Origin of the sequence: Sphingosinithalassobacter sp. LHW66-3, assembly GCF_050703275.1 — a bacterium.
In the GTDB taxonomy this organism is placed as follows: Bacteria; Pseudomonadota; Alphaproteobacteria; order Sphingomonadales; family Sphingomonadaceae; genus Sphingomonas.
Genome location: NZ_CP193482.1, coordinates 740997 through 754203 on the forward strand (window position 1 = coordinate 740997; position 13207 = coordinate 754203).

General features: G+C 67.0%; 9 protein-coding genes. 4 read left to right on the forward strand and 5 right to left on the reverse strand.

Annotated elements, in window-relative coordinates:
* Positions 1–84: 84 nt before the first annotated feature.
* Positions 85–1155, forward strand: coding sequence for a PA0069 family radical SAM protein (locus ACQ450_RS03500; protein WP_431470526.1), 1071 nt, complete (start codon positions 85–87; stop codon positions 1153–1155).
* Positions 1156–1234: 79 nt separating this feature from the next.
* The gene (locus ACQ450_RS03505) at positions 1235–3901 is read left to right on the forward strand and encodes a M1 family metallopeptidase (protein ID WP_431470527.1); all 2667 of its coding nucleotides are present in this window, start codon (positions 1235–1237) and stop codon (positions 3899–3901) included.
* A 45-nt stretch (positions 3902–3946) separates the two neighbouring features.
* Here the strand turns inward: ACQ450_RS03505 and ACQ450_RS03510 are convergent, their stop codons facing one another.
* Together ACQ450_RS03510 and dnaE are read right to left on the reverse strand one after the other, a co-directional pair.
* Positions 3947–5542, reverse strand: a complete 1596-nt coding sequence (locus ACQ450_RS03510; RefSeq protein ID WP_188055138.1) for a long-chain fatty acid--CoA ligase — start codon at positions 5540–5542, stop codon at positions 3947–3949.
* 114 nt (positions 5543–5656) lie between these two features.
* Entirely contained in the window at positions 5657–9235 is a 3579-nt protein-coding gene (dnaE, locus tag ACQ450_RS03515; RefSeq protein ID WP_431470528.1) for a DNA polymerase III subunit alpha, read from the reverse strand.
* A gap of 331 nt (positions 9236–9566) precedes the next feature.
* Between dnaE and ACQ450_RS03520 the strand changes: the two genes are divergently transcribed.
* Both ACQ450_RS03520 and ACQ450_RS03525 read left to right on the forward strand, forming a co-directional pair.
* A complete protein-coding gene (locus tag ACQ450_RS03520; RefSeq protein WP_431470529.1) occupies positions 9567–10064 on the forward strand; it encodes a hypothetical protein in 498 nt (165 codons plus the stop codon).
* Position 10065: 1 nt separating this feature from the next.
* Entirely contained in the window at positions 10066–10506 is a 441-nt protein-coding gene (locus tag ACQ450_RS03525; protein WP_188055140.1) for a hypothetical protein, read from the forward strand.
* Here the strand turns inward: ACQ450_RS03525 and ACQ450_RS03530 are convergent.
* The 3 genes from ACQ450_RS03530 to ACQ450_RS03540 all read right to left on the reverse strand — a co-directional run bounded on the left by ACQ450_RS03530 (position 10503) and on the right by ACQ450_RS03540 (position 13103).
* Complete coding sequence (locus ACQ450_RS03530) at positions 10503–10979, reverse strand: glutathione peroxidase (protein ID WP_431470530.1); 477 nt, start codon at positions 10977–10979, stop codon at positions 10503–10505. The genes ACQ450_RS03525 and ACQ450_RS03530 overlap by 4 nt on opposite strands.
* A gap of 206 nt (positions 10980–11185) precedes the next feature.
* Positions 11186–11860 (reverse strand): ABC transporter ATP-binding protein, encoded by a 675-nt coding sequence (locus tag ACQ450_RS03535; protein WP_431470531.1) that lies wholly within the window; start codon positions 11858–11860, stop codon positions 11186–11188.
* Positions 11853–13103, reverse strand: a complete 1251-nt coding sequence (locus ACQ450_RS03540; protein WP_188055143.1) for a lipoprotein-releasing ABC transporter permease subunit — start codon at positions 13101–13103, stop codon at positions 11853–11855. Before ACQ450_RS03540 ends, ACQ450_RS03535 begins: the two co-directional genes overlap by 8 nt.
* Positions 13104–13207 lie beyond the last annotated feature (104 nt).

A 13207-nucleotide genomic window follows, 5' to 3' on the forward strand; every position in this document is an offset into this window, starting at 1 on the left:
AATCCTCCGCGCCGAAGCGGAGGGCTCCAGCGATTGTGGACACTTGCCGCTTGCGATATCGTTCGTGGTATGTTCTGGTCGGTCATGTCCAAGCATTCCGGCCGAGGCGCAACCGAAAACGCTGCGAGCGCGCGCTTCAACCTGCCGCAGCGCGCCGCCGACGGCGACTGGCTCGACATGCGCGAGGAAGTCGACGGCGCCCCGCCCCCGCTGCGCACCAGCGTGACGGTGGAGAAGCCGAAGACGATCCTCACGCGCAACCAGTCGCCCGACGTGCCGTTCGAGCGATCGGTGAACCCCTATCGCGGCTGTGAGCATGGCTGCATCTATTGCTTCGCGCGGCCGAGCCATGCCTATCACGACCTTTCGCCGGGCCTGGATTTCGAGACGAAGCTGTTCGCCAAGCCCGATGCGTCCGCGCTGCTGCGTGCCGAGCTGGCCAAGCCCGGCTATGTCTGCAAGCCGATCGCGTTCGGGACGAACACGGACCCCTATCAGCCGATCGAGAGCGAATGGCGGATCACGCGCGGCTGCATCGAAGTGCTTGCCGAACACGACCATCCGCTGACGATCACGACCAAATCGGATCGGGTGTGCCGCGATCTCGACCTGCTGGCGCCGATGGCCGCGAAGGAGCTGGTGGGCGTGATGCTGTCGGTCACTTCGCTCGATCCGAAGGTGGCGCGGACGGTGGAGCCGCGCGCGCCGCATCCCGAAAAGCGGCTGGCGGCGGTGCGGCGGCTGGCGGATGCGGGCGTGCCGGTGTTCGTGTCGATCTCGCCGGTGATCCCGATGATCACCGATCACGAGCTGGAGCATCTGATCGAGCGCGCCGCGCAAGCCGGGGCGAAGGCGGCGTTCTTCATCCCCGTGCGGCTGCCGCACGAAGTGGCGCCGCTGTTTCGCGCCTGGCTCGAAACGCATTTTCCCGATCGTGCGGGCAAGGTGATGGCGACGATCCAGTCGCTGCGCGGCGGGCGCGACAATGATCCCAACTTCGGCTCGCGGATGCGCGGGCAAGGGGTGTGGGCCGACCTGCTGCGCACGCGCTTCCACATCGCGTGCAGACGCCACGGGCTCGACGGCGAGCGATTCAATGTGCGGACCGACCTGTTCCGCGCGCCCCGCGGCGCGCAGGGCGAGCTGTTCGGCTGACGCGGGGCCGCGTGGCGCCCATTGCCGAGCGAGCGGCCGCGCCCTAAGCCGATGCGACTTGCCAGAAGGAGCTCCCGGAATGCGGCCGTTGCTGTTGCTTAGCTGTGCCTTTCTATCCCTCGCCTCCGCCCAGGCGCAGACGGCGCCGGAGCTTCCCGCCGCTCCGGCAGCTACCGAAGAGGCGCTGCCGACCGGCCGGCTGCCGGACACGGTGACTCCTACCGCCTATCGGCTCGATTTCACCATCCTGCCCGAAAGCCCGACCTTTTCCGGCCATACCGAGATCGACGCCACGCTGAACGCGGCGGCGCGGACGATCTATATCCACGGTCGCGATCTCGAGGTCGAGCGGGCGATGGTGACCGCGGGCGGGCAGAGCTATCCGGTGACGTTCGAACAGCGCAATCCGTTCGGGCTGGCGACGGTCGACTTCGGGCGCGAGCTTCCGCCCGGGCGGATCACGCTGACCTTCGACTATGAAGGCAAGCTGCAGGAGGACGTGCCCTCGGGCCTCTATCGCGTGAAGGTGGAGGACGAATGGTACAGCTGGACTCAGTTCCAGTCGATCGACGCCCGCTCCGCCTTCCCCGGCTTCGACGAGCCGGGATACAAGACGCCGTTCACCGTGAGCATCGCCACCGCGCCGGACAATCTGGCGGTGAGCAATGCTCCCGAGGTTCGCAGCGAGACCGAAGGCAATATGGTGCGCCACCATTTCGCGCCGACGCCGCCGCTGCCGACCTATCTGGTCGCGCTGGTGACCGGGCCATTCGTGACGGCCGAGGCAGTGATCCCGCCCACCCCGCAGCGCGCCGAGCCGCTGCCGCTGCGGATCGTGGGGACGAAGCCGAACGCCGACCGGCTGCGCTATGCGCTGGAGGAGACGGGGCCGATCGTGGCGCTGCTCGAGTCCTACTTCGATCAGGCCTTTCCCTTCCCCAAGCTCGACCAGATCGGATCGCCGATCATGCCCGGTGCGATGGAGAATGCCGGAGCCGACATCTATGGCGACGACATCCTGTTCGTCACCGAGGACTCGAGCAAGGAGGACAAGCAGGCGTTCGGCATGATCGTCGCGCATGAGCTGTCGCACCAATGGTTCGGCGACTATGCCACGCCGGCGTGGTGGGACGACATCTGGCTGAACGAGAGCTTCGCCAACTGGATGGGCTATCGCATCGGCGACGAATGGCGCCCCGAGCTCGACATCGGCACTGGCGCGCTGGCCGAGGGCTTCGAGGCGATGGAGCTGGATTCGCTGACCGTCGGGCGCCCGATCCATGAGCGCGTGACCAGCGACGCCGATATCGATTCGACCTTCGACCAGATCACCTATGGCAAGGGCGGACAGGTGGTGGCGATGATCGCCGCCTATCTGGGCGACGAGAAGTTCCGCGAAGGCGTGCGGCTGCACATGGAGCGCCATCCCTATGGCACCGCCGCGACCGACGACTTCTTCGATTCGCTGGCGACCGCGGCCGACGATCCGCGCGTACTCGCGTCGCTGCGCAGCTTCGTCGATCAGCAAGGCGTGCCGCTGGTGACGCTGACTCGCCGGGACGGCGGCTGGACGGCGACTCAGTCGCCCTATGCGCACCTGGGCACGACGCCCGAGCCGCGCCAGTGGATCGTCCCGCTGTGCATGCAGCGCGGCGCGGCGACACGCGAATGCGTGCTGCTCGATCAGCCGAGCGTTGCGATCGCCGATGTGTCGGGAGCCGGGCCGCTGATGCCGAACGCAGGCGGCCAGGGCTATTATCGCTTTGCGCTGCCCGAGGCCGAATGGGATGCGTTGATCGCCGCTGCCCCGTCGCTCTCCTCGGGCGAGGCGATCGCGCTGATCGACAGCCTGTGGGCGGGTTTCCGCGCCGGCAACGTGCCGGTGGAGAAGCTGGTCGCGGCGGCGCGCGTCCTGGCGCATCACCCCGACGCGGAAATCGCGCTCGACAGCGGCAACCGGCTCGCCGCGCTGGAAGAGGACGGCCTGATCTCCGAGGCGGCGCTCCCCGCCTTTCGCGCGACCGTGGCCTCGATCTATCGGCCGTTGCTCGACGAACTGGGCAGCGACGTCCGGGCCGGCACCTATGCCGAGGACAACGCCGCCCGCCGCGACCTTCGATCGGCGCTGATCGAGCTGACCGCCGACACCGGCCGCGATGCCGAACTGCGCGAGTCGCTGACCGCCGCCGCCGACGCCTATCTGGCCGGCGACACCGACGCGCTCGACCCGGCGATGCGCGGTGCCGCATTTCGCTATGCCGCCGCCGACCGGGGCGTGCCGTTTGCGATGCAAGTGGCGCAGCGGGCGATGTCGAGCAGCGACGCCGCGTTTCAGCAGATGGCGATGGGCGCGCTGATGCAGTCGGGGAATCCAGACGTCGGCAGGTTCCTGCTGGGCCTGTTGAGCAACGAGGCGGTTCCCGCCGGTCAGCGGATGTTCGCGCTCTATGGACTGCTCGGCAGCGCCGGAACCCGCGACGTGGCGTTCGATTTCCTCGCGGAGAATTTCGAAACCTTCTCGGGCGGCGGCGGCGGCATCTTCTTCGCGCGCGCGGGCCAGGCATTCGCCGGATTCTGCTCGGCCGAGCGGGCGACCGCACTCGAGGAGCGCGTCCTGCCGATCCTGGAGCAGGCGGGCGGTTCGCTGAGCCTGCGCCGGGCGATCGAACAGATCCGCAACTGCGCCACGTTCAAGCAGGCAAAGGCGGAAGACGTGAGCGCCGCCTTCCTGGCGATGCAGCGCTGAGCCGCGCGCCCGCCGCCCGACCGGATCGGGCGGCGGGCGCCGCGATCAGGCGGCGGTTTCGAGACGATAGTCGCGATAGCGTTCCCGGATCGCGGTCTTGAGCAGCTTGCCGGTCGCTGTGTGCGGCAGCTCGTCGACGAACTCGATCGCGTCGGGCAGCCACCATTTGGCGACATGCTGTTCGAGATAGGCAAGTATCTCGTCCGGCGTCACGTCGCTGCCCTCTTTGCGCACCACCAGCAGCAGCGGGCGCTCGTCCCATTTGGGGTGCGGAACGCCGATCGCGGCAGCTTCGGCAACTCCGTCGCAGCCGACGGCGGCATTTTCCAGCTCGACGGAGCTGATCCATTCGCCGCCCGACTTGATGACATCCTTCGACCGGTCGGTGATCTGCATCGTGCCGTCGGGATGCAGCACCGCGACGTCGCCGGTATCGAACCAGCCGTCGTCGGTGAGCGCGTCCTCCTCGGCCTTGAAATAGCGCTTGATGATCCAGGGCCCGCGCACCTGGAGCCGGCCCGAACTCTTGCCGTCGCGCGGCTGGCGCACGCCTTCGTCGTCGACGATGCGCAGCTCGACGCCGAACGGCACCTTGCCCTGCTTCGTCACTTGCTCGACTTGCTGCTCGAAGCTCAGCTCGTCCCAATCGGGCGACGGCGCACCCATGGTGCCGATCGGCGAAGTTTCGGTCATCCCCCAAGCATGGTTCACTCGCGCGCCCATCTTCATGATCCGCTCGATCATCGCCCGCGGTGCGGCCGAGCCGCCGATCGTGACGATCTTGAGATGCTCGGGCGCGTTGCCGGTCGCGTCCATATATTGGAACATCGCGAACCACACGGTGGGCACGCCGGCCGTGTGAGTCACTTTCTCGCGGTTCATCAGTTCGCAGAGCACCGCCGGCTCGTTGACCGCCGACATCACCAGTTTGGTGCCGACGGCGGGCGCGGCGAACGGGAGCCCCCAGCCGACGGCATGGAACATCGGCACGATCGGCATGCAGACCGCACGCTGCGACAGATCGAACACGTCGGGCTGAAGCTCGGCGATGGCATGAATCACGCTGGAGCGGTGGGTATAGATCACGCCCTTCGGATTGCCCGTCGTGCCGCTGGTGTAGCAGAGCATGCAGGGCTCCTTCTCGTCGCCCTCCACCCAGCTGTAATTGCCGTCCTCCTGCGCGATCACCGCCTCGAAACTGTCGGCGCCGTCGCCGTCGAAGACGATATAATGCTCGATCGTCTTCCACTGCGGCTTCAGCTTCTCGACCAGCGGCGCGAACGCACGATCGTAGAGAAGAACCTTATCCTCGGCGTGGTTGGCGATATATTCGAGCTGATCGTGGAACAGGCGCGGATTGATCGTGTGGATGATCCCGCCCATGCCGATCGCGCCATACCAGGCGACGAGATGGCGATGGTGGTTCATGCCGAGCGTGGCGACGCGATCGCCGGGCTTCACGCCCATCCGCTCGAGCGCCTGGGCCAGCTTCTTCGAATCGCGGGCGATACCCGCCCAGGTCGTCCGTGTCTCGCTGCCGTCGGCCCAGCGGCTGACGATCTCCCGCGACCAATGCTCGCGTTCGGCGTGATCGAGCAATCGCATCACGCGCAGCTCGAAGTCCTGCATGGCACCCAGCATCACTCTCTCCGGCTTTTCGTTTGCGCAAGCCTAGCGTGAGGCAGCGAGCCGAGTCGAGTGGCCATGCTGTCGAAGGGACTGAATCGTAGCCGGGCCGTGCTCGGAGAGCGGGCGTCAGGCGACCGAAGCGAGCCGTGTCTCGGCAGACTTGAGCGCGGCCCAACGGATCCCGTCGAGGCGCTCGATCCGCGCGGCGAGCTCTCCGTCGAGGCGGAAGTCGCGGCCGAGCACCAGTTCGGCTTCGCCTTCGGGCTCCAGCGGTGCGCGGACATGGACTTCGCCGCGGCCGCCGCGCTGCTCTCCGACGATACAGGCAAGCAACGGCAGCACCTGGGGATCGTCGATCGCGAGATCGAGCACCAGCCGTGCGCTGTTTGCCAGTGCCTCGAACGGCTGGACGCGCTTCACGGTGACGCGCGGCGTCTCCTCGCCGGGCCGCCGGTCGAGCTCGACGGTGAGCACCGCACAGCCGCCCTCGCGGGCAGCCTCTTCGAGATCGTTCGACGCCGCTTCGTCGAAGCAGGTCGCGACGAGTTGGCCGGTAGCGTCCGAAATGCCTACCATCAGATAGCGGTTGCCGCGCGCGGAGGTGCGCCAGCGCGCGTCCTCGACCAGCGCCGCCACCATCGCGCCGACACGCGCACCTTCGGGCACCGGCACATCGGCCAGGCTGGCGAGCGTCCGAGCGCCATGGACGCGCGCGAGATGCGCATAGCGGTCGAGCGGATGCGCCGAGAAGTAAAAGCCGAACGCGTCCTTTTCCGCGGAGATCCGCTGAGTGAGCGACCAGTGCGCGCTCGTCGGAAGCTGGATGCGCGAGCCACCCGGCTCGGCATCGCCGAACAGGCCCCCCTGCCCGCTCGTGCGGCTTTCATGGGTGCGCTGCGCCACCGCCAGGATCGTTTCCGCGGCGGCGTGGACGCCGGCACGATCGGGCTCGATCGAATCGAATGCGCCCGCGCCCGCCAGCGTTTCGAGCTGCCGCTTGTTGAGCAGCCGCGGATCGACCCGCGTGGCGAGATCGTCGAGCGACTGGAACCGACCGCCCTCGGCACGCTCGGCGACCAGCAGCTCCATGGCGCGCTCGCCGAGCCCCTTGAGCGCGGCGAGACCATAGCGGACCGCGAGGCCGCCCTGCGCCTCCTCCACCGAGAATTCCGCTTCGCTTTCGTTGAGATCGGGCGGCAGGCAAGTGACGCCGAGGCGCTTCATGTCGTCGGCGAAGATCGCGAGCTTGTCGGTCTGATCGAGATCGAAGCACATCGATGCGGCGAAGAATTCGTGCGGGTGATGCGCCTTGAGCCACGCAGTCTGATAGGCGAGCAGCGCATAGGCCGCGGCGTGCGACTTGTTGAAGCCATAGCCGGCGAACTTGGCGATCAAATCGAACAGCTCGTTGGCCTTGGCTTCGCCGATCTGATTGTGCTCGGCGCAACCCGTGACGAAGATCGCGCGCTGCTTTTCCATCTCCGCGGGAATCTTCTTGCCCATCGCGCGGCGCAGCATGTCCGCGCCACCGAGCGTATAGCCCGCCAGCACCTGCGCGGCCTGCATCACCTGCTCCTGATAGACGAAGATCCCGTAGGTCTCGTTCAGAATGTCCTCGAGCAGCGGGTGCGGATATTCGATCGACTCGCGGCCGTTCTTGCGCGCGCCGAACAGCGGGATGTTGTCCATCGGGCCGGGACGGTAGAGCGAGACGAGCGCGATGATGTCGCCGAAGTTGGTCGGGCGCACGGCGGACAGAGTGCGCCGCATCCCTTCCGATTCGAGCTGGAACACGCCCACCGTGTCGCCGCGCTGGAGCAGTTCGTAAACGCCCGCGTCGTCCCAGCCGAGCGCCGCGAGATCGACGGCGATGCCGCGCTTCCCGAGCAGCGCCACCGCCTTGTCGAGCACCGAAAGCGTCTTGAGGCCGAGAAAGTCGAACTTAACCAGACCCGCCGCCTCGACATATTTCATGTCGAACTGCGTGACGGGCATGTCGGAACGCGGATCGCGATAGAGCGGCACCAGCTCCGCGAGCGGTCGGTCGCCGATCACCACGCCGGCAGCATGGGTCGAGCTGTGCCGCGGTAGCCCTTCCAGCCGTGAGGCGAGATCCCACAGGTGGCGCACCTGCGGATCGCCCTCGATTTCCGAATGCAGCTCGCTGACGCCGTTATAGGCACGGTCGAGCGTCCAGGGATCGGTGGGATGATTGGGGACGAGCTTGGCCAGCCGGTCGACATGGCCATAGCTCATCTGGAGCACGCGGCCGGTGTCCTTCAGCACGGCGCGTGCCTTCATCGTACCGAAGGTGATGATCTGCGCCACGGTATCGCGGCCGTATTTCTGCTGGACGTAGCGGATCACTTCGCCGCGCCGCGTTTCACAGAAATCGATGTCGAAGTCCGGCATCGACACGCGTTCCGGATTGAGAAAGCGTTCGAACAGCAGGCCGAGCTTGATCGGATCGAGATCGGTGATGGTGAGCGCCCAGGCGACCGCCGAGCCCGCGCCCGAACCGCGGCCCGGCCCGACCGGAATGTCGTTGTCCTTCGCCCATTTGATGAAATCGGCGACGATCAGGAAATAGCCCGGAAAGCCCATGCCGACGATCACGTCGAGCTCATATTCGAGCCGCGCGAAATAATCGGGAAAGCGCTGGCGGAGCCTGTCTTCGGAGCAGTCCGGGGCGGCAGGCGCCGCTGGTGCCCCCTCCCCCGGATCGGCCGTGGTTTCGACCGCTGCCGCACCCGATTCGAGCGCGACGATCTTGGCGAGCCTGCGCAGGAGGCCGGCGCGCGCCTGCTCGCGCAGCATCGCCGCCTCGCCTTCGCGGTCGCCGGCGAGGCTGGGCAGGATCGGCTTGCGCTTGGGCGCGGCAAAGGCGGTGCGCTGGGCGACGACCAGCGTGTTCGCGAGCGCCTCCGGCAAGTCGGCGAAAAGGGTCTCCATCTCGCCGGCCGGCTTCATCCAAGCATGGGGCGAGCTGCGCCGGCGATCGTCGCTCGCGACATAGCTCGACCCGGCGATGCACAGCATCGCGTCGTGCGCCTCGTGAAAATCCTCCTCGGAAAAACAGCACGGATTGGTCGCGACCAGCGGCAGGCCGCGATCATAGGCGAGATCGAGCAGCTTCGGCTCGGCCAGGGTCTCGGTCTCGTCGAAGCGGCGCGAAATCTCGAGGTAGAGCCGGTCGCCGAACAGCGCCTGGAGCGCATCGGCGTATCGGCCCGCCGCGGTGTCCTGCCCCTCGGCATACAGGCGCGCGAGCGCTCCCTCGCCGCCGGCAGTGAGCGCGATCAGGCCGTCGCAGCGGCCCTGAAGCGCGTCGAACGGGATATGCGCGTCCCATTCGATCGGCCGGTCGAGATGCGCCATCGAAACGAGTGCACAAAGATTCTCATAGCCGGTCGCGTCCTGCGCATAGAGCGCGAGCCAGTCGATCGCTGGCGCGGCGCCGTCGGCCGGATCGGGCCTAGCCACAGCGAGCAGCGTGCCGACGATCGGCTGCACGCCGGCCTTGGCGCAGGCATCCGAGAAGGGCATCGCGGCATAGAGGCCGTTGCGATCCGCGACTGCCACCGCCGGGAAGCCGAGTTCGCGCGCGCGCGCGGCGATCGCCTTCGGCTCGATGGCGCCTTCCAGCATCGTGAAGGAGGAGAAGACGCGTAGCGGAACGAAGCCCGAGTGCATGCCCCCGGTCATGGCGCCGGAGCGGCCGCTTGCCAAGCCGGCGCACCGAGTTGTCCACGGATAATTAGCGCATTGTAGAAAGAGCCAAGCAGGTGCGCGTACACGTGCAAACCCTTAGCGCGTTTCCCTCATAGGGGAGTCCTCGGAATGGTTAATGGGGCACCGGCGAAGCTAGCTGATGCAACGCCGAATCGCGGCGCAGAAATGGTTAATCGCAGGATCACCTGAGGACGATAAGATTGAAGGATGCGGGGGTCGGTTACTTCCTCCGCGAAGAATATCGGCTGTGAGTTCGAGGGCGGACTCGCCGGAAATTTGCTCAGATCAAGAAAGAGTAGCGTCGATGACGACCCTGTTTCATGGCAGCGCGCTTTGCGAGGTGGATGCGGACGGCACCCTGCCCGTCCCCGAGTTTCTCGCCGAGGCGCTGGGAGCGGCCGCACCCGGGACCGAGATCCTGGTGTCGCGACACGAAGCGGACCAGTGCCTGGTCGCCTATCCCCGCGATCATCTGCAGACGCTGCGGCGCCAGACCGAGCGGCGGCGCCGCGCGGAAGAACGCGCGGGACGCGACCCGCGCGGCCATCACCGGCGCGTGCGGCGTACGTTCGGAGCAATCGAGCCGATGCCGCGCACCGCGAGCCGCATGTGCATTCCGCCAGCGATGCGCCACCTGGGCCGGATCGACGCGCTGGCACTGTTCGTCGGCGCGGGAGAGAGCTTCGAAATCTGGAATCCCGACCTCGCGGCGGCGAGCGACGACGCTCATTTCCGCGATCTGGCTGCGTGGAGCCTCGACGCCCGCGGCCGCGACACCAATTCGACTCCGGGAGAGCAGTGACATGGGCGGCCTGTGCAGCATCGTCGGCCATACGGCCGAATCGCTTCACCACCACAACCAGGGTCTGGACTTCAGCAGCTGCCATCAATGCGGCTGCGATCTGATCCGCGCCGATGGTGACTGGACCGAAGTGCCGCGCGGGTTTCGCGTGGTGTGGAAGGAGTTCGGCCGGGCGAGCGACGCCGCCTCGGTCGCTGCGCGGATGCGGCGGCCCGCCCCTCCGCCGCCGCGGCGCGAGCCGCGCAATCCCCCGCCAAAATCCCGCCGCGATCCGCGCGGGAGGCCGCTGATGGGCGCGGTTCACATGCTCGGCACGCTGGCGCAGCTCGGCAAGCTGCTGCGCAACGCCGAATGCGGCGACGACGGTCGCGTCGAACCGAGCGACGACTATGTGATCCTGCTGCCGGGCGCGAAGCGCGCGAGCGGAGCCGAGCGCCGCTAGAGGAGCGCTTCGATGTGCGGCGCAATGCGACTGGGCGGGGTGGCAGGGGCGAACCGCATCACCGCCCGGCCGCTGCGATCGACGAGGAACTTGGTGAAGTTCCATTTGACCGCACGCGATCCCAACATCCCGGGCGCCTGTTCCTTCAGCCCGCGGAAAAGCGGCGACTGGTGCCGCCCGTTGACCGCGGTCTTGCCGAAGATCGGGAAACTGATGCCATAGGTGCCGACGCAGAAGCTCAGAATATCCTCGGACGAGCCGGGCTCCTGCCCACCGAACTGGTTGCACGGAAAGGCGAGCACCGCAAAGCCGCGGTCCTGATACCGCCGGTGCAGCTCCTCGAGCGCGGCATATTGCGGCGTGAAGCCGCATTTCGACGCCGTGTTCACGATCAGCAGCACCTGGCCGGCAAAACCGCTCAGGCTCGCAGGAGAGCCGTCCGCTCCCGTCACCGTGAGATCCGTTACCGCCATCGACGCCCCCTGTTGGCGCGCCGGCAACAGCTCGAGCCGCTGTGGCGCGATCCTCGGCGGATCGCGCGCACTAGATCATCGCGGAGCGGGGCCGGCCATCCGGCATGTCCCTAGGTGCACGGCCGGTCAGCGACTCGCCTCGACCGTCCAACGCCGGCGCAGCATCGGGAGGAAGCGCTACCGATCGGCCGCCTCCACGGTCCGGATCACTCCAGATGCCCCTCGTGCAGTCGGACTACCCGGTCCACGCGCTGCGCCAATCGCTCATTGTGCGTCGCGATCAGCGCCGCGGAGCCTTCCCCACGCACCAGCCGCAGGAACTCGGCAAGCACGACGTCCGCGGTCGCCTCGTCGAGATTGCCGGTGGGCTCGTCCGCCAGCACCAGCGTGGGGCGGTTGGCGAGCGCGCGCGCCACGGCGACTCGCTGCTGCTCGCCGCCCGAAAGCTGGTTGGGCCGATGGGTGAGCCGCTCCGCCAGGCCCAGCGCACCGAGCAGCCGCTCGGCACGGGCTTCCGAATCGGCACGCGTGGCGCCCTGAATGAGCTGCGGCAGCACGACATTCTCGACCGCGTTGAAGTCGGGAAGCAGATGGTGGAACTGATAGACGAAGCCAAGCTGATCGCGGCGAACCTCGGTGCGCTGCGCGCTGTCGAGCTGCGACACTTCGCGGCCTGCGATCCGGATCGAGCCTTCGAAACCGCCTTCGAGCAACCCGACTGCCTGGAGCAGAGTCGATTTGCCCGAGCCGGACGGGCCGAGCAGCGCGACGATCTCTCCCGGCGCGACGTCGAGATCGACACCCCGCAGCACATCGATCCGCGCATGCGCCTGAGTGAAGCTGCGCTTGAGGCCGCGCGTGGCGAGAACCGGCTCACTCATAGCGCAGCACCTGCACCGGATCGGTGCTCGCCGCCTTGTAGGCGGGATAGAGGGTAGCGAGAAAGCTGAAGATCAGCGCCATCACGGCGATGCCGATCACTTCGACCGGATCGGTCTTGGCGGGCAGTTCGGTAAGGAAGCGCATCGAGGGATCCCAGACGTTCTGACCGGTCACCAGACCGATGAAAGCGACGACGCTCTGGCGGAAGGTGATGAACAGGAAGCCGAGCGCGAGCCCAGCACCGATCCCGAGCACGCCGATCGTGGTGCCCACCGTCACGAAGATGCGCAACAGGCTCGATCGGTTCGCGCCCATGGTCCGCAGGATGGCGATGTCGCGAGTCTTGGCACGCACCAGCATGATGAGCGACGACAGGATATTGAAGACCGCTACCAGGATGATGATCGACAGCACCGTGAAGGTGACGATCCGGTCGACCGCCAGCGCCTCGAACAGCTGGGCGTTCATCTGGCGCCAGTCGACGATCTGCCCGCGCGCGCCGACCTGTTCGGCAAGCGGCGCGAGGATCGTGTCGACGCGGTCGGCATCGACGGTCTCGAGCTCGACCATGCCGACGGCGTCGCCGAGCAGCAGCAATGTCTGCGCATCCTGCATCGGCATGATGACGAACGCCTTGTCATAGTCGTAGACGCCGACTTCGAAAATCGCGGCGACGCGATATTTCACGATGCGGAACATCGTGCCGAACGGCGTGGTCGCGCCCGCAGGATTGATGATCGAGATTTCGCTGCCGAGCGTGGCGCCCAGCGATTCGGCAAGACGCGAGCCGATTGCGATCTGTTCGCCGCCCGATTCGAGCGCCTCGAGCGACCCGAGCACTTCCCTGCCCTTCAGCGTCTCGTTGGTGCGGATGTCCTCGATCCGCATGCCGCGCACGAGCGCGAATTCGACACGGCCGTTGAAGCTGGCGAACAGCGGCTGCTCGATCAGCGGGGTGGCCGAAGTGACGCCGGGCGTCTCCTGCGCTTCGCGGACGATGTCGCGCCAGTCGCGCAACTGCCCGCCATAGCCCTGGATCACGGCATGGCCGTTGAGCCCGGTAATCTTGTCGAACAGCTCGGCACGAAAGCCGTTCATCACGCTCATCACGACCACGAGCGCCGCCACGCCCAGCATGACGGCGACGAGACTGATGGAAGCGACGAGGAAGATGAACGCCTCGCCGCGGCCTGGGAGCAGATAGCGGCGGGCGATCATGCGCTCGTAGCGCGAAAGCAGCATGTGGCGGGAAAACCCTCGATTGCGCGTGAAACGACCGCGCTGCTCTAGGGCAAGCACGGCCCCGGTGGCAAACCTCTATGCTGTTGCCGAATGAACACAGGGTG